Annotated in this window: 14 protein-coding genes and 8 pseudogenes; 16 read left to right on the top strand and 6 right to left on the bottom strand. The window is 59.0% G+C overall.

Features of this window, described 5'->3' with window-relative positions; all coding sequences use genetic code 11:
* Positions 1–287: 287 nt before the first annotated feature.
* Entirely contained in the window at positions 288–548 is a 261-nt protein-coding gene (locus CK222_RS31930) for a hypothetical protein (RefSeq protein WP_141245521.1), read from the bottom strand.
* Positions 549–935: 387 nt separating this feature from the next.
* Between CK222_RS31930 and CK222_RS33095 the strand changes: the two are divergent.
* The 6 genes and pseudogenes from CK222_RS33095 to CK222_RS26185 all read left to right on the top strand — a co-directional run.
* A pseudogene (locus tag CK222_RS33095) lies at positions 936–1,046 on the top strand (IS110 family transposase); the annotation flags it as partial.
* A 1,273-nt stretch (positions 1,047–2,319) separates the two neighbouring features.
* On the top strand, positions 2,320–2,751 hold the full coding sequence (locus CK222_RS33090; protein WP_348628815.1) for a DsbA family protein: 432 nt from the start codon (positions 2,320–2,322) through the stop codon (positions 2,749–2,751).
* Between the two features lie 280 nt (positions 2,752–3,031).
* A complete protein-coding gene (locus CK222_RS31925) occupies positions 3,032–3,466 on the top strand; it encodes an omptin family outer membrane protease (RefSeq protein WP_141245941.1) in 435 nt (144 codons plus the stop codon).
* On the top strand, positions 3,463–3,711 hold the full coding sequence (locus tag CK222_RS33460) for an omptin family outer membrane protease (protein WP_348626613.1): 249 nt from the start codon (positions 3,463–3,465) through the stop codon (positions 3,709–3,711). The genes CK222_RS31925 and CK222_RS33460 overlap by 4 nt, the downstream gene beginning before the upstream one ends.
* Positions 3,686–3,937, top strand: a complete 252-nt coding sequence (locus CK222_RS33455; RefSeq protein ID WP_095802371.1) for an omptin family outer membrane protease — start codon at positions 3,686–3,688, stop codon at positions 3,935–3,937. The genes CK222_RS33460 and CK222_RS33455 overlap by 26 nt, the downstream gene beginning before the upstream one ends.
* Before the next feature lie 135 nt (positions 3,938–4,072).
* Positions 4,073–4,265 (top strand): annotated as a pseudogene (locus CK222_RS26185) (ISAs1 family transposase); the annotation flags it as partial.
* Between the two features lie 350 nt (positions 4,266–4,615).
* Here CK222_RS26185 and CK222_RS26180 read toward each other — a convergent pair.
* The 3 genes from CK222_RS26180 to CK222_RS26170 form a co-directional block, all read right to left on the bottom strand.
* Positions 4,616–5,800 (bottom strand): TlpA disulfide reductase family protein, encoded by a 1,185-nt coding sequence (locus CK222_RS26180; RefSeq protein ID WP_170954340.1) that lies wholly within the window; start codon positions 5,798–5,800, stop codon positions 4,616–4,618.
* 1,175 nt (positions 5,801–6,975) lie between these two features.
* Positions 6,976–8,208 carry a cytochrome P450 gene (locus tag CK222_RS26175; RefSeq protein ID WP_095776620.1) on the bottom strand — a complete coding sequence of 411 codons (1,233 nt, stop codon included), beginning with the start codon at positions 8,206–8,208 and terminating at the stop codon, positions 6,976–6,978.
* 94 nt (positions 8,209–8,302) lie between these two features.
* Positions 8,303–8,995 (bottom strand): OmpW family protein, encoded by a 693-nt coding sequence (locus tag CK222_RS26170; protein ID WP_095802370.1) that lies wholly within the window; start codon positions 8,993–8,995, stop codon positions 8,303–8,305.
* Positions 8,996–9,845: 850 nt separating this feature from the next.
* On the opposite strand from CK222_RS26170, the gene CK222_RS26165 reads away from it, so the two are divergent.
* On the top strand, positions 9,846–10,040 hold the full coding sequence (locus tag CK222_RS26165) for a hypothetical protein (protein WP_095802369.1): 195 nt from the start codon (positions 9,846–9,848) through the stop codon (positions 10,038–10,040).
* 524 nt (positions 10,041–10,564) lie between these two features.
* On the opposite strand, the gene CK222_RS33450 is transcribed toward CK222_RS26165, so the two are convergent.
* Positions 10,565–10,693 (bottom strand): NYN domain-containing protein, encoded by a 129-nt coding sequence (locus CK222_RS33450; protein ID WP_141245942.1) that lies wholly within the window; start codon positions 10,691–10,693, stop codon positions 10,565–10,567.
* A 385-nt stretch (positions 10,694–11,078) separates the two neighbouring features.
* Between CK222_RS33450 and CK222_RS33080 the strand changes: the two are divergent.
* The 6 genes and pseudogenes from CK222_RS33080 to CK222_RS33445 form a co-directional block, all read left to right on the top strand.
* Positions 11,079–11,331, top strand: a pseudogene (locus tag CK222_RS33080) (IS481 family transposase); the annotation flags it as partial.
* Positions 11,332–11,752: 421 nt separating this feature from the next.
* Positions 11,753–13,181 (top strand): annotated as a pseudogene (locus CK222_RS26155) (phosphomannomutase).
* Positions 13,181–14,596: a mannose-1-phosphate guanylyltransferase/mannose-6-phosphate isomerase gene (locus CK222_RS26150; RefSeq protein WP_095802367.1), complete on the top strand. Its 1,416-nt coding sequence runs from the start codon at positions 13,181–13,183 to the stop codon at positions 14,594–14,596. The pseudogene CK222_RS26155 and the gene CK222_RS26150 overlap by 1 nt, the downstream one beginning before the upstream one ends.
* 195 nt (positions 14,597–14,791) lie before the next feature.
* Positions 14,792–15,764, top strand: a pseudogene (locus tag CK222_RS26145) (hypothetical protein).
* A gap of 412 nt (positions 15,765–16,176) precedes the next feature.
* Positions 16,177–17,358 (top strand): 5-demethoxyubiquinol-8 5-hydroxylase UbiM, encoded by a 1,182-nt coding sequence (gene ubiM / locus CK222_RS26140; RefSeq protein ID WP_095802366.1) that lies wholly within the window; start codon positions 16,177–16,179, stop codon positions 17,356–17,358.
* A 452-nt stretch (positions 17,359–17,810) separates the two neighbouring features.
* A pseudogene (locus CK222_RS33445) lies at positions 17,811–17,936 on the top strand (helix-turn-helix domain-containing protein); the annotation flags it as partial.
* 602 nt (positions 17,937–18,538) lie between these two features.
* Here CK222_RS33445 and CK222_RS26130 read toward each other — a convergent pair.
* Positions 18,539–18,809, bottom strand: a pseudogene (locus tag CK222_RS26130) (LysR family transcriptional regulator); the annotation flags it as partial.
* Between the two features lie 524 nt (positions 18,810–19,333).
* Here CK222_RS26130 and CK222_RS26125 point away from each other — a divergent pair.
* From CK222_RS26125 to CK222_RS26115, 3 genes and pseudogenes are all read left to right on the top strand, one after another.
* Positions 19,334–20,116 (top strand): sulfotransferase, encoded by a 783-nt coding sequence (locus CK222_RS26125; RefSeq protein ID WP_095802365.1) that lies wholly within the window; start codon positions 19,334–19,336, stop codon positions 20,114–20,116.
* Positions 20,117–20,506: 390 nt separating this feature from the next.
* A pseudogene (locus CK222_RS33070) lies at positions 20,507–20,684 on the top strand (transposase); the annotation flags it as partial.
* A gap of 343 nt (positions 20,685–21,027) precedes the next feature.
* Positions 21,028–22,197 (top strand): MFS transporter, encoded by a 1,170-nt coding sequence (locus CK222_RS26115; protein ID WP_095802364.1) that lies wholly within the window; start codon positions 21,028–21,030, stop codon positions 22,195–22,197.
* Positions 22,198–22,286: the final 89 nt, after the last annotated feature.

Raw genomic sequence — 22,286 nt, 5'->3', positions numbered from 1 at the left:
AACCGTCGTGCCAACTGGGAAATCCTTGTTAAACAATGGATCGCTCTGGCGGCGCTGTGTCCGATGTCAGACATCGTCGCGAACGCGACAATGAGCGTACCGGTAATCAGCGGGCCAAATTCCGGCGCAAGGCGGCTTATCTCGATGCCGGATCGTTCTTGTTGTTATCGACGCCAATCAGTATTTCCATTCCTGGGAGTACGAGAAGATGCCTAATAAGAAGGGCGGCACAGCCCGCTTACAATCGGCTCACTATCTGCCACGTCACTGCGATTTCTCCGCTTCTTTCACTGGAAAGGCGCACCAAGAACGGGGCATTCCTCAATACAAGCGTCCGCAGCCTTCAACATACGTTCACTTGGGTTAAATCCTGGCAGCATTTGCCCAAGGATCATAGCGTTAAGGAACAGCGAACCGCCAAGACGCGGATGAGTCGTGTGCCCTATCGCCAAGCTGTAATTTGAAGGGTTGCCACCATAGCGGAATGCAATATTCCGCGCATTTGACACACCTGATACACCGCGTTTCTTTTTACCTTCGGCACTCATCGTTTTCTCTTCGCTTTCTTATGTTGTCTGTATCGCAACAGGCGGCAAGATTGTTCAATAAATATGCCAACGTCACCAATGACGTATCTGCTTACGCGCTCATTTTCTTGAAGCGTTCCGGCAAATAGAACGCATTTGTGCTTTGAGTTACTTCTAGCTCAAACCTTCGGAAGCTTTGCCTCTGTTGTCCGGCAACAGACGCGACACCATCGCTCCAGTTGCCGCCCCCCAACTTGCAAAGGCCGTGCCAGCATCTCAGCGTCCATTAAGGTCCGTTTGCTTTGCAAAACTCGACAGTGCCCAGACGTCGGCTTGTAGTGAACCTCACATTTTGTCCGCCGCGGCTGGAACCGGCCGCCTGTCATTTAAGCCGCCAGATCAATTGAACGCCCATATCCGCGCACGAAGAGCTGGACCATGCGCCACTTGCGCTACTTGCAGGAGCAGCGGTTTGACGTCTTGCAACATCACATCTCGCTCCAGGAGATGGTCGAAGCGTGCGCGTCTCGAAAGAGTGGCAATGCGCCTGTGCGGCCTAGGGACAAAGCAGCAGCTTCAAGAGAAGGATCGAGGCTTCTTCGTTCACCCGTCTGGACATTGCCAAGTCGGGGGCAGACGCGATCTGATTTCCGTCGGAGCACGGCACCGGGTTCACTCGAACGCCAAGCTCGCCTGGACGGCAGGAGGCCAGCTCCGTGTCGCTCCAGGCAAGCCGATGCAGAACCGAATCTGCGAAGTCTTGAACGGCCGCAGCGGGACGAGCGATTGAACTTAGTAGGACCTCGATCACGCGATCAGTGATCGCTAGATGGGTCGCTGGATGCCGCCAACGGCACCCTAGCATTCGGCGCCCGGATCACACCTGCGGCCCCTATGCCGCAACGCTAACTGCAACACACGGCTGCGCAACTCGACCGGCCGGCGATCGCCTGTTGCCTCAATCCGCTCTTAGATGCGCAATGCTCAACCGAGGACTCTGGCGTCAACCGTGCAAAGCTGGTCACAGCATTTGTCCGAGTTCGATTCATGACAATCTGTGTTCAGATACAGACATCCTGGGGCTTAAGTTCGAGCCCACCAGGCGGACGACTCCTTGGATTTGTGGTTGCTGCTCACAACCCACTTGGTGGCATGGCAATTGCATACCATGACACGTGTCGCGACATGGCCCGTCGCGCAGTCTTTAGCCCAGGAGTTCACATGACATTTTAAATTTCTCTCGATCTGCCGCGCCCATCCGGAGTGCCACAGACGGCGTAGAAAATCAAAATGGACCCAATCCGAGAATCATCAGGGGCTCCCGAGCTCCCAGTTCGAGGGCAGGATCCTTTCTGAACGTGGCGCTACGCTGAACCGGAGTGACGCAAATGTCCTGAGGCTTTCAGGCTGCTGTCACCTAAGGGTGTCAGAAGCCGGCTGTTGCTACCCTGCCGTTCACCGTTTACTTGGAGCCATCCCATGCTTAATCCAAAAGCTGGCGCTATCACCTTTTCAGCCCTAGCACTCCTTTTTTCCGGGCTAGCGACACGATATGGTCCAGTTGCCATACACTACGTCCGCCAGCTCGAAAACCATCGCCGGCCCGCCGTGGATTGGCGGAAGCTCATTCCAGAGCGGCGCGACGCACTCTTGGACGACACCGCTGCGCCAACTGCTGGCAACCCGAATGGCGACGTCCCTCTCATTGTGTTTTTGGACTACAACTGCCCGCAGTGCCGGGCGGAAGACCGTATAATCCAGCAAGTGCCCGCAGTGCCGGGCGGAAGACCGTATAATCCAGCAAGCCCTCAAGGATGATCCCAAGCTGAAGGTGGTCTACAAACATTATCCGGGCGAGAAACCGGGTTCCAAATTTGCCGCACTGGCGGCGCTCGCCTCCATCAAACAGGGAAAATATGACGCGTTCCATCACGCCCTGATGGCTACTAGCGGGCAGCTCAGCGAATTCGACATTTTGACTATCGCAAGACAGGTCGGCCTTGATGTTGAACAGCTCAAGCGGGACATGAAAGACCCCGCCCTCGAAAACCTCCTCGAGCGCAATCGCGCGGTCGCCAAGGAGCTGTACATCGACGGCACGCCTGGGGTTGTTCTCGGCCTCGAAGTGATGCCAGGGGTGCCCAACATTCACAAGCTGGAACGCTTAATCGCCAAAGAGCGGGAAATTAACCGTCGTGCCGCATCACCAACTTCGGCATTTTGACAGCGCCGGCGGCCGGTGCAAATCCGCTCTCTCGCCACGAGCGTCGCCTCTCGGCCGGGCCAAGTCTCTTATACGGTCTGGCAACACGGTAGTGGCCGACCACGCGGTTCTATGCAGCACATCAGGCCAAGAGCAATGCCAAGCCGTCCTGGACATCGCATCGGAGTTCAAGGGCACCAATGCCCAGGAATGGTCGCCGCGACAACAACTCCTGCGAACGGGCGCTGAGAGCCGCCGTCGTTTAACGAAAGATCACCAACGGCTATCCCGAGGAGGCCCCATGAATCGCTGCACATCATCATTTGCAATTCTTGCTTTCGGCACGTTCTGCACATCGTCGACCATCGCCATGGCGGCGCATTCGACCATCTGTTCAGCGCCCGACAAGAGCGTCGCCATTGTGGTGTTGGCTACACCTGGCTCAAGGGCAACGAGCTTGTCTACGACAAAGTGGGGCAATCATATCAGCAATTTGATCTGGGAAACCGGCGCGCCCGGTTCTGACCACCGGGCTAAGGGCCGAGGTGTGGAACAACTGGATCATTTCAGCAACGCCGTCTTCGGTTTCTCTGGCAACAGCCATATGGAAGACTGTGATTGGCTCAAGGATGCGCCGAGCTTCGCGGCACGGGATTGGTCGCATCAGTCCATCCACCCGGCACTCGCCTTGACCGATACATCGACCTTGACATCGCAGCAGGCCCAGACTTCGTGATCAACGACGCCACGGTTATCAACCTGCATGGCGGCGTCAAATACACTGACATGAAGTGGAAGGCCTATGGCGGTTCGTACATATATAGTGGGGAAGGGTTCCGCGATTATCGCGGGGTCCCCGGACCGAAACCGGGCATCGATTACGAACAGCGCTATTTCGGCCTGTTCCTTGGCGCGGAAGCGACCACGACGCTCGGGAACTTGAGCGCTCTCGGGCCTGCTGCGCAGCGGCTTCACCGTTGATGCAAGCGCTGTTGACGATCACTGGAGGCGCGAGCTGCGATTTGAGGACGACTTCTTCACGGTACCGTTCATCTCGGCCGGCGCCAAGATCGATTATCAGATGACCGAACGCGCCAGCGTCTTCCTGGCCGCCAATGGCGACAAACATTTTCGGAAGAAAGGCTACGCAAAGGCCTGCAACATGGCGACCGCAAACAAAAAACCTACAAGGATAGCGCTGGCGTAGACTTCTATGCCTTCACGCTGCGGGCCGGCTTCAGGCTGACGTTTTGAACGCAGCCATGTCTGACGCTGAGCCGTAGACGATGCGTGGAGTGACGATTTGGAGTAAGGACGCACAATACATCTGCGCGAAATCCTGATCGAGAACGCGCTGCACTGGACCCTCGGCGTCGTCGCAGCGAGGATCAGTCCCGCCTCCGAAAGGGGCACGGGGCGCATTACATGGCTATCGTCAGGCATTTCGCCATCCAAGCGTGCCGTCACGACAAGCCTCCATCAAGCTCAGGCGCAAAAAGGCCGGTTGGAGCACCGACTATCTCGCTGCAATCCTCGGAGCGCCGTTGACCCCGATTCGGAGCTCTGCCCAAACGGCGCCGACCTCGGCCAGGATCTCAGGAATATCCGGGCGGGCGTGATCCGGCTGGCGTGAAGGTGTTGTTCGCCGGACATCAAATTTTTATTCCCGACGACCGTCTGGCGCTGGTTCGCGAAGCCGCTTCGAAGCGCGCAAAGCCAGTAGCTCAGCTGATGGCCCGCCTAACCAAAGGCGGGCATCGTAGTAGACCGCAGTCCTTCTGACCGACGTCCAAGCGGCCCAGGCGATTTCGCAAGCCGGACGCGGGTTCGCGCCGTTCGCATCAAGAGCTGCCCGGCCAAGTTGTCCCTCGCATAAAGCTGACGGTCAGCCGCAAACGGTATACCAGCTGTCGAATCGGCCATTGTTTGGAGCCACGCAAAGACCACCGTAGCAGACATTCTCACCCTTGAAGTAGGCCAGGAACTGCAGCAAATGCAATACTTCGTCCTGTTCATCTTCGTCGCGGATCCGCTCCGGAGCACCCTGCGACTTCAGTGCAAGGTGGATCAACTCGATCGCCCGATCTTTGTTGCCGCTCTCGTGATAGTACAGGGCTGCCAACGGATAAGGCAAGAGCTTGCATTGGTCGCTTTCGGGGGGATTCAGTTCCAGGATGTGTTCGGACAGCTGTTTACCCATCGCCAAGCGCTCAGCAGACGGAAACTGCGAATAGTCAAAGTTCGGGAAGAAGAGTTCCTCTAGCGCCGCAGCCATCCATTTCTCGGATTTTCTGTGGATCGCGTCGCGAACGAATTGGCTCACGACGGGCAAGCCGACCTGCATGTCCTTCATTTTGCGAATCAACAGATTCACGTGAGAATGGCGAAAACCGAGGTTGTCCGGCATCAAGGCGATGCCTTCCTCGATCGCCGAGAGCGCCGCCTTCCAATCCTTTTTCTCCATCGCCGCCCAATATATGTCATTGATCTTCTTCTTCAGCGCCTGTTCGCGCGCTATCGTTTCGCCTTCCGCGATCCGCTCCCTATCGGCGGATTTTGCTTTATTGCTGGCGCGCCAGCTGCCAGTAAGCACTTTCGGCAAAACCTCATCGAGTTGCATCGGGTAACCGATAAACGCGATTTGGCCGTCTCGGTCGACCACGAACGAGGTCGGAAGCGCGAAAGAAAAGCTGGGCTCCATCCAAAGCGTGTTCATTTCGCCCGTGGAGTCGAACGCGATCCGATAGTTCAGATTCATAAACTTTTCGGTCAACCAAGTGTCCAGCGTGCTTCGGGCCTCATCGGCCGTTGGAGCGTCTTCAGAAGCCGCGACCCCGATGATCTCAACTCCGCTGTCCTTGTATTTGTCCTGCAGCTGCATCAGACGGGGCATTCCATCCACACAAGAGGCGCACCAAGTTGCCCAAAATTCGACGATGTACACTTTGCCCGGCTCAAAGCTGGTGAGGGGCTCGCCACGCAGCCAGCTCTCGACTTGAATCGAAGGGGCCGGGGACCCGATCTGCAATACCACGTTGCGGTCTAATGCTTTTTTCAAAGCTTTCTGCATTGGTTTCCTCTCGGAGGCGGACGGGTTCAGGGAAGCATCCTCGTCTTGCACCGTTGCTTGTGTGCAAACGCTATGCCAGCGGGCTCAGCGTGCGCTAACCCCATGATATCTTTGAAAAGCCTCTGAAGTGCCCGGATAGCGGTTGTAATGAAACTGACAAGCCCTTTGTCAGGTTTTGGACGCGCATTGCCCGCTTTAAGGTGGGTTGTCCCTTATGTTGAGGGTGATGCATGCTCGTTGCACTTACTTGGAGAGAGTGGGGCGGGGGGCAGCCCAGAGCCGGATGAGTCATCAGCATGTTGCGAGGCCTGACTCCAGCGTCATCTTTGAATGAATCAGCGTGAGGGGGATACTTTGGTGGGTGATCATGGATGGGTTCTTCTTGTTCTGTGATGCGTGTCCGGGACCGCGCACATTCCGTGCCAAACGAGAAAACTCGTTTCGGCAATGAGTAATCGGACTCTGCTATGTTGCGGATCCGACATTGTCGGGAATCGGACAGCGCCAGGAAGTGCGTGCCACTTAAGTTTCTATCTTGCCCGTCGCTGGGGCATGGCGCTGCTCGCCGGCAGCACGAGTAAAAATTGACGACAGAAAGACCGCCGGCCGCGCGGCTAGCGCTCAGCCGTTGCTGCGATCAAATCAGGACCGCGGACAACCTCCTTCGCGAGTGGCGGCCGGGGTCCGGAGATTAGGTCTTTCTCTCGCCACCACCAGTCTGGAAACCTCAGGATTGTTTCATTGTATCTTCGAGGTCAGCCTGGCACCTGGGGGGCTTGAAGACATGCAATCAGGATATGACAAAGCACTCGTGGCCAACACCGGTTGGCAGCATGCAAAATGGGTCGAGGAGGCCGGTGTCTGCTTGCCAATCTCGCCGGCTCAGATCGTGCTCTCTATCGGCGGCGCTGGACCGGGTGAGCACAACAGCCTCGTGGCCGACGCTTTGGCCGCGGCAGGCTGGGCACGCCGGAGTTGAGGCAGCCGCCCCGCCAGCATTAGCTGCCAGCCAACGGCAGATCGGCCCTGGCCGAATGCGCTTGACCCGGGCAACCACCTGCCGCGGCTGTTGTGGCCAGCGGAGAGGCAGGAGGGCCCCGAGTACGGCTAATCGCGGAACAACTGGTCGAGCCTTCCACGCAGAATCAGTGAAGCCGGGGTGAAGGCCGCACTCTCTAGGCCATGGACGGGCGGAAGGTGACCGGCAGCCTCTGCGGGCAGCGAATGACGTAAGACGGCATGTAGACAACGTCCTCCGCGGCGATGGTCAGCGCCAGATCCTTCAGCCGCCCAAACAGCGCGGGGAAGGCGCAGCCCAATTCCAGGCGCGCCAGCGCAGCGCCCAGGCACGAATGCGGCCCCTGGCCGAACGACAGGTGCGGGTTGTGCCGCCGGGTGACATCGAACCTGTCGGCGCCCGGACCGAAGGCCCTTTCGTCCCGGTTCGCCGCATGTAACGCCATCAGCACGGCGTCGCCGCGGCGCACCATGCATCCGTCGATCTCCACGTCCTGGGTGGCATAGCGGAACGGCAGATTGGCCGCTGAGCTGCCCCAGCGCAGAATCTCCTCGATCGCCTGTGACCACGGAACTTGGCCGCTGCGCACCAGGTGTAGTTGCTGCGGATGCGTCAGCAATGCCAGCATGCCATTGCCGATGACGCCGGTGACAGTCACGAAGCCTGCAGAGAGCACCATGAACAGCATGTCGATGAGCTCGGTGTCGGAAACGAGCTCGCCATTGTCGCGTGCGACGATCAGCGCCGAAGCCAAATCGTCGCCGAGCTGGCGCCGCTTGAGCGAGATCAGACAACGGAAGAACTCCGGGATGCGCTGCCGCGTCTGTCGCACCTCTTCGGCTGTGGCGGAGGTGTTGGCCAGGCTGTAGGTGAGCGCGACGATCTCTTCACGCTGTTCGTCCGGCAAACCGAACAGTTCGGCGATCACGTTGGTGGGCAACGGAGCGGCGAACTCGCACATCAGATCGGCACTGCCGCCGCGCTGCGCCATCTCGGCCAGGAGTTGATCGACGCGTTGTTCGATCCGTGGCGCGAGCAAGGCAATACGACTGGGCGTGAAGCTGCTGGACAGCAGGCCGCGCAAGCGCCGGTGATCGGCGCCGTGCGCGGTGGCCATGTTGTCCACTTTGCACATCCCGATCAGCGGATGATCCTCGGGAATCTCGCCGTCCTGCAGCGCCCGCCACTGTCGCCAGTCCTTGTTGAAACGCTGGTCGGAAAGCATCCGCCTGAGCGTCTGATGACGGCCTGCCGCCCACGTCACCACATCGCCAGGCAGCGACACCCGCGCCACCCCCCTCTGCCGCAGAATTGCAGAAGACAGACCATCAAGTTGCGTGGGAGCGGCCGGCACACCGATCACGTGCCGATGATCGTTTTCTACGCGCATGCCAACAACTCCCTTAAGACCCATCGCGGTGCCACTTCTCGGCGCGGATGATCCGGGCGCGGACTTGGAAAATGCCTCTTCAGGTGCTTCGCCCTTAGAAGCGGTAGGTGAGACCTGCGCCTACCAGCCATGGATCGAGCCTAGCCTTGCCTGTGAGCTTAGCGCCGGCGACAGTGACGTCGAAGTCGGGCTTAAGGAAAAGCTTCTTCACGTCGAAGTTCACGCCCCAGTGCTGGTCCACCATGTAGTCGAATCCGACCTGCAGCGCGGCGCCGAATGTGTTCTTGACCTTGAGATCATCGGCGCTGCCGGCTTGCTGATGATGGAAGATCGTATAGTTCACGCCGGTGCCGACATAGGGCTTGAAGGCGCCGAAATCGGTAAAATGATACTGCAATGTGAGCGTTGGCGGCAGCAGCCAAACCTTGCCGATTTTGCCCAACCCGCCGATCGAACCTTGGCCATAGATGTTGGCATAGGTGGTGCCGAGTATGAGTTCGGCGGCGATGTTGTCGGTGAAGAAATACGATATATCGAGTTCCCGCGTCACGCTGTTCGAATAGGAAAGACCGGAGCCGGGCACCGCGTTGACGTAGCCCGAATCCTCGGTGATCACCCCCAACGCGCGCATGCGGATCTGCCAGGGGCTTGGCGCTTCCGCGACCGGGGATCCTACCTTCGCAACGCTCGCGACTTGATGAATATCTGCCGCGCCGGCCTGTCCCGCAACGATGAGGACGACAGCCGCTGTTACTGCCCGCGCCACGCCAATTCGGGCTCTCGCCATACTCTTCTCTCCTTGATATTCAGAAGTGACGCACTGCGCCCTGATTGAATCCTGACCGGATCAATCAGATTGACGGAGCGGTCATGCGGGACAGACCCCGCATATGTCGTGCCAAATGAGAAAATCATTGCGAAACAAATGCGATCGCTCTGAGAGCGCTGTGTCTCATGTCCGACTTCGTCGAAGATCCGACAACGAATGCGGACGAAGCCACCCGGGTAGGCAAATGCAATCCAGATTCGGCCCGGTTCTGAGACGGGAACGGGCTGTACGTTTCAAACCCTCGAAGATTTCACACGGCGTCAGCCTATGTTCATGTCCGTCGCAGACCGGGGACCGCGGACACAACGGGGAGTGGCTTGCCCGCGTACCTAGCCTGACTGGCAATTCGCCGCATGACGGCTCTGCATTTCGGGCGGAGAACCTGTGCCACCTGGGTGAAGGTGCGCTGTTTAGATTGCAGCGTCGCTAACGAGACTTTCCTGGCACAGAAGAAGCGACCGCGGACAAGAACTGGCAGCACCCATCTCCGGAGTCGAAAGACTCATCGGTAGGACGGACAGGCCCGGAGATTTCGCATCTGCCGATGTTCCTCTGCCAGGGTTTCGTGTGGTCGCTTGACGAACGGATTATGACGAGCCGCGCCCAGAACGAAAACACCCGGTGAATCTAGCTTTGGCACTTCGACGGGCCCGGGCCTCAAAGCGCCCACCCGAAACAACAGTGAGTTAGCGGGTTTCAAGGTAGGGACCTATGCGTAGTAATGTGCGAGTGAGGTCGCACGGAATTGACTCGGTTCTGACTTTTTCTGGGTGTATCGTCTGCCCGTCGTCCGTCCGGGGAGACAAGCATGTCGGCATACGGTGTGGCGGATTCCGCCCAACTTGCAATTCTCACGAAAGCCCTGAACGACTATTGTGCCAAGCACCATGTGGCAGCGAAGGATGAGCGCGAGCGCATAGCGCTTAAAATCTTCGGGCTTTACGGGCGAGGCTTGATTGATCCTGACCAGCTATCGGCAGAACTTGAACGGGTTGTCCGGTGATCCAAGAGATGCATCCATGGGGAACACAACAGCGGCTTGTCGATAGCGCGCGCCGCTTGATTGGCCGAACCCGCGCCGAAGTGGAAGATGCAAGATTGAAGGTCGAGCAATCGCGGCTTGCCCTTGAACAGTCCCTCAAGCGCCTCCAGCACTCACACCTTCTAGAGACACAGAAAAAGCCCCAGCGCAGAGGGTGATCGGCGCCAGGGCTTTCAGGCATGTACGCTGTACCAGCATGACCTTGCGTTAGCTTGCGCTAATATTGTGAACGAAAAGTGAATCGCTACCGCGACCCAGCCCCCAAACCAGGGGATGAATGCGGCACCCTAGACCCAAGTAGCCGGTTCATTCATCGGCCTCTTTCCCCTCCTAAGCACCACATCCGGAAACTGCGATGCCGCCAACTCTGCGTCGTCAGTGTAGTGTTTGAACGATGACACAGCTTCTAGAGAGGGGATGGCACGGAACGAGGCCGCGCGGCCAGTGCGGGGCGACGATACAAACTTGCTTGCCCACCTCTTGGGTTACAATCCTGGTGGGTTCGACGTATCATTCTTCACAACATAGGCCAAATCGAACGCATCGACGAAGGCGTCGCGGACGAGATGAGCGCCTAAATCGACGCCGCTGCCTTTCTCTTCTGTTTTGGCCACGTATACCACCGCTGGGGGTGGCATATTTCAGATGTAGCCATCGGCTTAGCTTGAGCGGGCTTACCAATCCGGCCCCATTTTTCCGAATAAAAAAACCCCTCGTTATGAATGCTGATTCTGAGACCGTCCTCAGCGCCGCCAGCAACGCCTGCTGGCGTTTTGGCGCATCGTTGTCGACCTTTCCTGACAAATATTTGTCGGCGCCGACAGTCGTCCCTGGGGTACGATTAGATCCGCTAAAGCCTTAAATTCAGCCACATAAATTGGGGCTGGTATTTGGTTCTTAGTAGAAATTGAAAGCATCGATATAAAAGATTGCCTTCATGGGCGCCCCGCCTGCGCAAGCCGCTCCGGATCTCGGCCACCGCATCGCGGGCGATCGAAAGGAACATCCAATAGCCGCGGCATCGGCTGGGAGTTCGTGCATGTCTGCATCGGTGACGCTTCGACGTGTCGCCTTCTCGCAAATCGCGCCGACGAGAAGAAGGAAAGCGCCGTCGCGTTTCCTCAAGGCTGCTCTCGCCTCTGTGCCCGGTCTCCGGATTACCGTCGACCGTGTCATGACCGACAACGGCCCCTGCTACAGGTTCAAGGCCTTTGCCAAGGCTTGCCGCAAGCTCGGGCGGAAGCCCCACATCGAGCCGACTCTTAATCCATTAGCTAAAATCGCAGGGTTCTACTGCGCTGATCAAGAAGGCTTCTCTCTATCCATGCCATGGATGCATCCCATCCAAACAACCAAGTTTACCGATACGTCATGATGCTGCATAGCGAAGTACCGGCGGCACCGACCGATCACTCCCTGCCTTGATCATTAGATGAGCGCGCCAAGAGATTTCAATAGAAGGAGAGCTATGGATGCGCCTGACTGCCAGCGGAGGCCCTAACGTCCGTTCTGAGCTCCTGTCTGGGTCGTTCTGCAAGTTTGATCGGCCGTTACCGTGTTGAAGAGACCGCACATCTGAATAGCAGGTGGCTGAGAACGATGGCGCTTTCAATAGAAGCACTAGCCCACTGCAATATTATCCCACCTTACCTGTCCCCCAGCAAAGCGAAGTCATGAAATTCGGGTCAAGCGGCGTTCGAGGTTTGGATTCGGAATTGCTCGGCAAGGCCAGCGGGCTTTATACCCAAGCTTTCGCCTGGCGTTTGAGTTCGAGCCAGGTTCAGCCGAATAGTTCGGTCTTCGTAGGCCGCGACCTGCGTGACAGCAGTCAAGCGATAGTCAACAATTGCATGGCGACGTTGGCCGCAAATGGTTTCCAGCCGATCGATTGCGGCGCCATACCGACGCCTGCCCTGGCACTATATGCACGCAGACACGGCGCGGCGGCTCTTATGGTCACCGGGTCGCACATTCCAGCCGATCGCAACGGCATCAAATTCTACGGCCCGAATGGTGAGATCAGCAAGGCGGATGAGGCCGCGATTACGCGCTTTGTCGCCGAAAGATCAAATGCATATTGCTTGCCACCCGCTCCTCTGGGAACGACGTGGCCTATCCGCCATGAAGAAGCGATGGCCTCTTATCGAGAGCGCGCCAATGACATGCTGGAGCCGGGCTCCCTTTCCGGCCTGAGACTTGGGGTCTACCGGCACAGTTCGGTAGCAGCAATACTTTTGGTGGAAGTTCTTCAATCGCTCGGCGCCGGCGTGGTCGCCGTTGGGAAAACCGAAACTTTCGTGCCTGTCGATACCGAAGCCCTGGATGCAGCCACGATTGCAATTGAAAGAATGGGTCCGCGAATTCAATCTCGATGCCATCGTGTCGACGGATGCGGACGCTGATCGGCCACTCATTGCCGATGAAAATGGCGATCTGTTTCGCGGCGATCTGGTTGGGCTCGCCACGGCTCTCTTCCTGAAGGCGGATACCGTCGTGACGCCTGTGACCTCCAATTCGGGCATTTCGAAAGCTTTCGGCTTCGACGTCCTGAGGACAAAGGTCGGGTCACCATTTGTCATCGAAGCCATGGAGGCGTCACATCGTGCCGGCAGCATCGTTGTCGGCTTCGAGGCCAATGGTGGCGTTCTCCTGGGGTCGGATTACACGGTGAACGGGAAGACTTTGACCGCACTGCCGACGCGGGACTCGCTTCTCCCCATCCTGGCTGTTCTCGGTACCATGGCATCGACAAAGAAGAAGCTGTCGCAACTGCGCGAGCTCTGGAAGCTTCCGGTGTGCGCGAGCGACCGGCTGCAGGATTTCTCCGCGGAAAGTTCAAGCAGATTGATGGATCGCCTCGCAAACCTCGACGCGCTGCAGCAATTTCTCGCTCCGTTCGGGACCGTAGCCGAAGTTGACAAAACCGACGGCTTCAGGGTGCGCATGCGCACAGGCGAGATCATACACCTGCGGCCCTCCGGCAATGCACCGGAACTGCGGTGCTATTCGGAAGCTTCGAGCGAGAGCAGAGCCACGACGATCGTCGCCTCGGTGCTGAAAAAGGCACAGGCATTCGCGTCGCAGACGGTAGAGGGCATTTGATGAAAGTGGTTCCTGTCATCATCAGCGGCGGAGCCGGCTCGCGGTTATGGCCCGCCTCCAGGCAATCGCACCCCAAGCCTTTCCTCAAGATGGCGGACGGGTATTCGCTCATTCAACACAGCGTCTTGCGCGCGGCTTCCATAGTGGGGGCGGCCGAGCTCGTCACCGTGACCTCCAAGGACCATTTCTTCCTCACGAAAGACCATTTTGACGAGCTAGATTCCGTCGTGCTCCCACGCACCTTCCTGCTCGAGCCGGAGGGCCGGGACACGGCCGCCGCTGTCGTCGCGGCGACCATCCACGCCAAGGCGACACAGGGGCCGGATGCAATCCTGTGCATTTTCCCCGCGGACCAGATGATCGGCGACCTGGCGGCCTTTGGAAGCGCCATCAGTCGGGCGATCGAGCATGCGGGGCAGGGGCGCATTGCAACCTTGGGCATTAATCCAGACAGGCCGGACACGGCATTCGGCTACATCGAGGCCGATGGCGAAAAAGTCGTCCGTTTCGTCGAGAAGCCGGACGTCGAGACCGCCAAATCCTATGTCGCCTCCAAACGTTTCTTCTGGAACGCCGGCATCTTCTGCTTCAAAGCGCAGGTCATGCTCGATGAGATTGCCCTGCATTGCAAGGAGGTGGTCGATGCCGTTCTCGGCAGCTACGAGAACGCCGCGATCATTGACGGCGAGCGCTTCGCCAGCATCGAGCTCTCGGCCAAGCATCTCGCTGTGGCTCCGCGCATCTCGCTCGACCGGGCGGTGATGGAAAAGGCGCTCAATCTCGCCGTCGTTCCTTGCGAGATGGGGTGGAATGACATCGGTTCCTGGAACGCAATGGCCGAACTGATCCCTCCCGACGAGAGCGGCAACAGGATCCGCGGCGATGTCCATGTAGTGGACACCGTCGACACCTACATAAGCTCGGACAAACGAGTCATAGGGACGGTTGGCGTCAGCGACCTGGTGATTGTCGATTCCCCCGATGCGCTGCTCGTTGCATCCCGCGATCGCGTCCAGGACGTCAAGAAACTGTTCGAGGGGCTCAAGGCTGCGGGACATGATGCGCACTTGCTTCACGGTACCGTGCACCGGCCCTGGGGCACCTACACGGTTCTGGAGGAAAGCGAGGGCTTCAAGATCAAGCGCATCGAGGTTAACCCGGGCGGGCGCTTGAGCCTGCAGATGCACCATCACCGCTCCGAGCACTGGGTCGTGGTCAGCGGCACTGCGAAAATAGTCAACGGCGACCAGGAGCTACTCCTGACCACCAATCAATCCACCTATATCCCGTGCGGCCACAAACACCGGCTCGAGAACCCCGGCAATATTGGCCTGGTTATAATTGAGGTCCAAAGCGGCGAATACCTCGGCGAAGATGACATTGTGCGATTTGAGGACGTATACGGTCGAACCTGACAGTCCTACGTCTACAGGTCGTGATCAGATCGTTGAGGTTTCCCTTTCCTCGCCACGCGCAAGGCTATTGTGCATTGCACAGAATCCGACCCGCGGCTACACGTCCGTCCGCTGCGGGAATCGGGCTTGGATCCCAGCGGCGGGGCAGCGAAATCCGATGCTTCGTCGATATCGCATTCATAGCTGAGGACCTTCATGACCCTTTCGAGTGCTGACCAATCCGGCGCCGCCAGTCTCGAGGCCATCGCGCACGGCGGCGTGCTGCGCCGTATCGCCGTGCGCATTCCGACCTATCTGTCGGACATTCGCGAGAACCCGGCATGGCTGCCGATGTTCGTGTTGGCCCGCACCATGCCGGCCCGCAGGATGCACTGGCGTGGGGCAAAGCCGGTTCGCGTGTCGCAAAAGGCCCACGACACGATGTTTGCCGGCGTCAATCGCCAGGACGTTGTCGAGGCGCTGCGGTCGGACGGGCTGTTTTGCGGGCTCGTCCTTCCGACTTTCATCCATGAGGAGATCGCCGCCTTCGCCCCGGTGCACGCCTTGTTTCGGCAATTTCGATCGCCGTCTCGAATTCATGCCTGAGGACCATGCCAACGCCGAGAAGCGTTTCGGCCGCTCCTTGCTCAGCGGCCACTATTTCGAACGCATCCTCGGGTGCGAAGCAGCGGTCGCCCTCCAGAACGACCCGCTTCTGCTCGACATCGCCGCGCATTATCTGGGCGCTCAGGCGAAACTGATCACCACAAGCGTGTGGTGAAGCTTTCCCACCGGCCATGCTTCCGACGCCGACAAGAACCGTGCCTCGCTGGGGAAGTATCATTTCGATCTCGATGACTGGCGGATGCTGAAATTCTTCTTCTATCTGGCGCCGGTCGACGAGGGCACCGGCCCGCATGTCTATGTCCGGGGCAGCCACAAGCGGCGCATCCTCAAGCATCAACTGACGCTGCTCGTCGGCCATCCCGCGCATGAGGTTCTCAACGTCTATGGCGATGACAGCCCCGTCACGCTGACCGGCGAAGCCGGCTTCGGCTTTGTCGAGGATCCGTTTGGCTTCCATATGGGCACCGTGCCTTCGCGCACGCCACGATTGATGATGGAAGTCGGCTTCGGCGTGTCGCCGCCCTCGCGCCGGCGCTTCCATGGCGAGCCGGTCATTCGCTGATCTCGCAAAGTCCTGAAAACAGCTTTTCCCAGATCACACGCCTGGTTCTCCCTTGGGCTAGCTGGTGCCATGGCGTCGTCATGGGATCAGCTGGCACACTGGATCGAGGTCATCCGGCCCCGGTTGGGCCTCGACTGACCCAGATCAAGGCCATGTTCTTGTCGGCGTGGTCTGATCGGCCAGTTCTTCAGGGGAAACGCATGTGCTGACCGACAGCCTGATCGTCGCTCCCATCATCTTTACAATCCGGACTATACGGCGGGCAAATGACGCTTCACCAGCCAGGAACCGACGCGAGAAACGCGCCTGAGGCGATGCGGCGGGCCATGGATCGCAGCGCGATCGATGTGCGACATACGGCTCGAATCCAGCAGCGTTTCGCGAAGAGAGCCGACGCGCAGGCGGCACGCTGATGCCCGGCCTTGACGACAGCTTCGACATCATTGTCGTTGGCGCCGGGCCGGTCGGTCTTTCCTTCGCCGCATCGCTTGCCCACAGCGAGTTCAAACTGGCGGTTGTCGAAGGACAGTCCCTGGAAAGACTGGCAAGTCCGGCTTTCGACGGTCGCGAGATCGCGCTCACCCACGCCTCGATTGGCATCCTTCGCGAGCTCGGCGCCTGGGATGTTATCCGTGCTTCGGACAAGTCACCGCTTCAAGGCGCACGCGTCCTCAACGGATCGAGTCCCTTTGCGCTGTGTTTCGATTCACCGGGCCGATCCGCAGAACCACTGGGCGTTCTGGTCCCGAATTGCCGGATCCGCGATGCCCTTTTCAAGATCATCCGCTCCCAGGGCCATGTTCGGCTGCTGTGCGGCCACTCGGTCGTGCGTGCAACAAACTGCCGCCAGCGAGCAGTTATAACGCTCTCCAATGGCAGGCAGCTGACCGCTCGGCTTCTCGTTGCCGCCGATTCGCGTTTGTCCGCCACCCGCAATCTGCTCGGCATCGGCGCCGATATCAACCGGCTTGGCAACTCGATGCTGATTTGCCGGGTGAGGCACGAGCGCCCCCACCATCAGATCGCGATCGAATGGTTCGATCATCATCAGACGATAGCGATGTTGCCCCTCGCCAAGGGCGTGTCGTCGCTGCTTTTGACTTTGCCCTCAAACGAGGCCGAAGAACTGCTTGCCCTTGATGACGAGTTGTTCCTGATGGAGTTGACGAAACGCTGTCGAGGCCGCCTCGGCAACATGAGCCTGGCAAGCCAACGCCATATCTATCCGTTGGTCACGACCTGGGCGCACAGGTTCCGGGCGCCGAGCGCCGCATTGATCGGCGACGCTGCCATCGGCATGCACCCGGTGACCGCGCATGGCTTCAACATCGGCCTCGGCGGCCAGAAGCAGCTCGCCCGTGGTATTCAGACAGCATGGCGCGACCGTCGCGACATTGCCGATCCCGACATGCTCCACAGATATGAAAGCCGACTGCGCCTGTCGGCCGCGCCGCTCTACCATGCTACGAATATTCTCGTCGGTCTCTACTCAAGCGAGCATCCGGCAGCACGGCTTGCAAGGCATGTGGGGCTGCGCCTCGGACAACATCTTCCCTTTGTCCGTTATGGCATTGCGGCCATGCTGAGGCGGTGAACCCCAGTCACAGTGGCATCGTCCGCGTGCCGGCCTAGCAGGCTGGCGAGTGTGGTTCGATGTGAGCGGTCGCGGCTGCGCGGAATCGTCGATCGCCGAAGAGCATGACGCCTTCCTCCCTTGTATAGGCGAAGGCGTGATCTGCTCTTTCAGGCGTTTGTGTTCCTAGTGCGGACGACGAGGTATCTGGGCCGGTCAATCCGCTTTCGGTGCTGATTATGGCAGGGCCGCCCCTCTACTGAGCGATCGGTCAGGATTGCTCTGTCTTGGGAGAGAGAGGGGACCGCCGCGATTTTCGACCCGCGCAGCGCCCAGCCGGTTCCGCGGTTGCACGCTTGCCGTTCCATGGTCCGGCGCAGCCGGCACACGAGGTGGGCGACCGAACGAACCGCAGGGGCGACGATCCGAAGGAGCCCAATTGCTCCACAATGGGCCTCGCGGCTGACGGAACGCGGCTGATCGACGCGATGGAGAACGCCAACTGGGTCCAGGCTAGGGCGGCTCGTATCCTCGGCCCCACGCCGCGGCAAGTCGGCTATGCTCTGCGCCGGCACGGAATTGAGGTGAAGAAGTTCTAAACGCCTGGATGATGTCAGGTCGCGAAGTCGCCCCCGGCCGTTGTGACCCTAGACATGCGGCACCTCTCGCGAGCGAGTTCGCTTCGTCAATGTCGGGGGCCGAGACATTGGGCGATGACACCTTTGTGAGTTGGCATAGGATTGGACGTTGAAGCGCATTCTGGAACAGAGTTTGAAATGGCCGAGTTGAGCCCGCTGCGCCGCCTGAGCGAGGACATGACGGCTTGCAACAACGATCGCACATCCACACGGTAGCGAAGGTGTTTCGTTTCTCCGGAACGAGGATGCGCGCCGTCTTGTACGTCTCCTTCGCGATGTAAGTGATCCGCAAGCTTAGATAGCTCAAGGTGGAGTTCGCACAGGAGGTGCGGTGTCTCCTTCACCCTCATCGCCGCCGCCCGACCCTCCAAGCCAGATCGGCTACTGGGCCAGTGTGCCGACAGGCTGTCGGATGGGAAGGTCGACCTCGTCACCACGGCGATCGCCCGGCAACAACAACCCATTTCCCTGTACCGGGGATGAAATCGGTACCTGATAATCGTCTCGCCCCGACTGATAGCGGGCACTACATGAAGCTGGGAACGCAAACGCCCCTCACGCAGGTCGTCCTCGAGAGGCAGCAATTCAAAGCCGGTGGCGGGTGCTTCCCGGGCGACACGCTCCACGACCGCTTGAAGACCGTCATGAAATCGGAAGTGCCGATCCTGAAGCGACGCGCCGATTGGGTTGGGTTGAATTATGCCAGGGAATGATAGAGAGCTGGATGTGCAGCAGAGCCTCGCGGACCGCGGGGACGAGCCCTTCCGCACGGCGTGTTGGGACAAGTTCACGGCCTCTGATGATAAATAGCTCGTCGCGGAAAAAGTCGCGCACCGGCTTTAGCGGGTGGAGCATTCACATCAAGGCCCTTGAAGCGCACGGTCGATTCTTCCACGGCATGGATGTGAAGTATCCGAACAATCGATTTTGCGACGTTTATGGAGTGCTGCATTTCTGAAGTAGACGTCTAGCATCAAACTAGGCCATGCTCACTCGAATATGTTCTTCGGACGTTGCACAAGCTCCATCGATCCGGCTGACGCAACCAAGCCCCAAGGCCGCTTGGAGGCATACCACCGGCAAAAGCTCCGTACGCTTTCCAGACTGGCCGAGATCGGATCGCGTGGCGCCTAACCCAGGAAACGGCAAGAGGAAGTTATTCCAATGCGCTTTCCAAAGTACGCCGGGAGACTATGCGGGAAATGAGCTGGGACTTGCAGACAACGTCGAATTCGCCGAATTCTTTCAAAAAGCCATTTTTAGGAAGGCGGCTTACATAGAGTTGCTGCGCCGTTTCATCCAGGGCTGACATCGTAGGTCAACCCCAGCCGAACAAACCTTAGAACGGAAACACTTGCATGACCCATCCAATGCCTTCACCTAGCCCATTTGTGATCCTTGCGATGCCGAGGGCGGGTACGCATTACTTGGAAGAACTGCTGAACGAGCATGCGAGCGTACTGAGCAATGGTGAGTTGCTCAACCCCTATGATACTAACTGGCTCGATAAGGACCGCTTGCTAGGCAGCGATCGCGAGCTCCTCGAGCTGGCCTACTTGCGTTATCCCAACGCAACCGACAAGAAGGTGACGCGCGTTGGTTGCAAGATCAACGAACCTCAGTTTCGCGAGCGTCCGGGCTTTTTTGCTAAGCTCGCTCGTTGGCCATGCCTGAAGGTCATCCTTCTAGTTCGCAGAAACACATTGGAATCGCTACGATCCCTGACACAGGCGAGGCAAACCCGCCAATGGCTTAAGTACATTTCGGGCAACGACGCGAATCCATGCGTCAAACTGACAGTCGCCTGCTGCGAGGCTTATTTCAAGACCGCCGATGAATTCCACAATCTCGTCGCGCGCTCCTTCGCGTCCACCGACTTGCATGTGGTCGAGTACGAGAGCCTTCTTGGCGAACCCTCTGCGTGCTTGGCAACAATTTGGGAGTTCCTGGGGATTCCACCGGTTCGGCTCTCTGGTGCCACTATTCTTAAGCGGCAGGAAGCGCGCCCCCTGGACCAAACGATAGAGAATTTCGGAGAGTTGCGGCGTCACTTCGCAGGCGGACCTTACGCGCGATTCTTTGAGGTTGGTGACCGTCTGAATAGTCGGCGCAGCGGAAAGCGACAGCCTGCCCTTCCTTAGCCTCGGGGACCCAACGTCGACGAGCTCGCTCGCCCTTCCGACAATAGTGCAGCGCTGAATTCAGGGCGAAAAAGGGGCTCGACGATGAAGGGCAGCATGGGCATCCAAACCTAGAGACCGCACACCCGCAAGGCACCGGCACCACCATCACCGCTTCTCGCAATCGGCACGTCCGTGTTCATACGGCCATGGCGTAAGACATACCAGACCGAGCGAAATAGGGATGCCGCCGGCGAAAGCAAGCGCCGGAATGGCAATAAGGGCTTGGAATGGCCTCCTGTACTGGCAACACCGGGAAGCAGCACGAACATTCGCATTGGTATGGCGATGCCGGGAGTTGCTGCGTGAGACGGCGCGGGCGCACGAAATTGTCATTCACGCCGGATCGACGTGCGCATGCTTGTGTCGGTCCCGCCGAACCTGTCGGTAAGTATCGCGTGCAGCGCCTGAAGGGACGCAGTTTACACAAGCTGCTGAGCGAGTTCGGATATTGCGCAAACGCTACTAGGGCCAGCATCTGTGGGCGAGGGGTTATTGGGTTGCCACAAGCGGCAATGTTACCGACGAATGTGGGGAACCAGACGCCGCCCGAGCCTGACGACAATCTCAACGTGACGTGAGTTCGCGCCCTGTCCGCCGGACGCGGACCGATCCGGCTTTAAGCCGTAACCTGAAGCCACCGGTTTTAGTCGGTGAAGCATTCACCCGATGCTCAGAAGGTAGCCGGAAACTCCCTCAACGCGCGGCATGGGCTTCCCGGACAGCAGTGCAGAAATGACAAAGCCGGGGCGACAATGTCGGACAGGCGACGTACCTGTTTACGCTATCTGCTTGTTCCAGAATGACCTTTTATTCGGAACGGCACATGCTTGGTTGTCCGCGAGTCATCACCGAGCGAGTCTGGACACCCCATGCCTTTGCCGATCCTTGCACTTGCCATTGCATCCTTCTGCATAGGCACCACCGAATTCGTCATCATGGGACTGCTGCCGGAGGTGGCCGCCGATCTCGGCGTTTCAATTCCATCGGCCGGCTTGCTCGTCACCGGCTACGCGCTGGGCGTTGTCATCGGCGCACCGATCGTCGCTGTGGCGACGGCCCGCCTGCCGCGCAAGCCGGTGCTTGTCGGCCTTGCTACGCTCTTTGTCATCGGCAATCTGTTCTGCGCGCTTGCGCCCAATTACTGGCTGCTGATGGCGGCGCGCGTCTTCACCGCTTTCGGCCATGGCGCCTTCTTCGGCATCGGCTCGGTCGTCGCCGCGAGTCTTGTGCCGCGCAACAAAAGGGCGAGCGCGATCGCGCTCATGTTCGCCGGTCTGACGCTCTCCAACATACTCGGCGTCCCCTCCGGCACCGTGCTCGGCGAAGCCTTCGGCTGGCGCGCCACCTTCTTTGCCGTCGTTGGCATCGGGCTGGTCTCGGTCGCGGCCATCGCCTGGCTGGTGCCTTCGGATGTCGCCGAGCCGAGCGGTGGCCTGCTCGCTGAATTGCGCGTGCTCGGCAAGCTGCAGGTGTGGTTGGCGATGGTGATCGCCTCGCTTGCATCGGCCAGCCTGTTCGCGGTTTTCACATACATCAAGCCTTATCTCACCGACGTCTCCGGCCTGTCGACGGCGACCGTCACCTGGGTGCTGCTCTTGTTCGGCGCCGGCATGACGATCGGCAACCTCATCGGCGGCAGCCTAGCCCAATGGAGGCTGATGCCGACGGTAATCGGCACGCTTTTCGCCATGGCCTTGATGTTCGTCATCTTCGCCAAATTCGGTGCGATAGGGATGGTTGCCATAGCCATCGTCTTCCTATGGGGTATGCTGATCTTCATCGTCGTGCCGCCGCTGCAGATCCGCGTCATCGAGGCGGCTGCCGAGGGCCCGAACCTGGCCGCCACGCTCATCCAGAGCGCCTTCAATGTCGGCAATGCCGGCGGCGCTTGGATCGGTGGCCTCGCTATCTCCTGGGGCGTATCCTACGCCCGGTTGCCGCTGGTAGGTGCGGCGCTGGCGCTGCTAGCCGTCGCCGCCGCTGTGCTGCTGCAGTCAGTCGACCGCCGTACTGTCCCGCAGACGCGGCCGGCGGAATAGCCGCTCTGCGCATGCTAAGTCGGCACCCCCGAAATTCTGGGCTGAATACGAAGGGTAAGGCGATGCGACGACATTCCGAGATGCGCGAA

The organism is Mesorhizobium sp. WSM3866, assembly GCF_002294795.1.
Lineage (GTDB): Bacteria > Pseudomonadota > Alphaproteobacteria > Rhizobiales > Rhizobiaceae > Mesorhizobium.
This window is presented reverse-complemented; position numbering and strand designations above follow the sequence as displayed.

Excerpts from the sequence above, each read along its gene's own strand:
- CK222_RS31930 (WP_141245521.1), bottom strand. The coding sequence starts at position 548 with ATGAGTGCCGAAGGTAAAAAGAAACGCGGTGTATCAGGTGTGTCAAAT.
- CK222_RS31925 (WP_141245941.1), top strand. The coding sequence starts at position 3,032 with ATGAATCGCTGCACATCATCATTTGCAATTCTTGCTTTCGGCACGTTC.
- CK222_RS26180 (WP_170954340.1), bottom strand. The coding sequence starts at position 5,800 with ATGCAGAAAGCTTTGAAAAAAGCATTAGACCGCAACGTGGTATTGCAG.
- CK222_RS26175 (WP_095776620.1), bottom strand. The coding sequence starts at position 8,208 with ATGCGCGTAGAAAACGATCATCGGCACGTGATCGGTGTGCCGGCCGCT.
- CK222_RS26170 (WP_095802370.1), bottom strand. The coding sequence starts at position 8,995 with ATGGCGAGAGCCCGAATTGGCGTGGCGCGGGCAGTAACAGCGGCTGTC.
- CK222_RS26165 (WP_095802369.1), top strand. The coding sequence starts at position 9,846 with ATGTCGGCATACGGTGTGGCGGATTCCGCCCAACTTGCAATTCTCACG.
- CK222_RS26150 (WP_095802367.1), top strand. The coding sequence starts at position 13,181 with ATGAAAGTGGTTCCTGTCATCATCAGCGGCGGAGCCGGCTCGCGGTTA.
- ubiM (WP_095802366.1), top strand. The coding sequence starts at position 16,177 with ATGCCCGGCCTTGACGACAGCTTCGACATCATTGTCGTTGGCGCCGGG.
- CK222_RS26125 (WP_095802365.1), top strand. The coding sequence starts at position 19,334 with ATGACCCATCCAATGCCTTCACCTAGCCCATTTGTGATCCTTGCGATG.
- CK222_RS26115 (WP_095802364.1), top strand. The coding sequence starts at position 21,028 with ATGCCTTTGCCGATCCTTGCACTTGCCATTGCATCCTTCTGCATAGGC.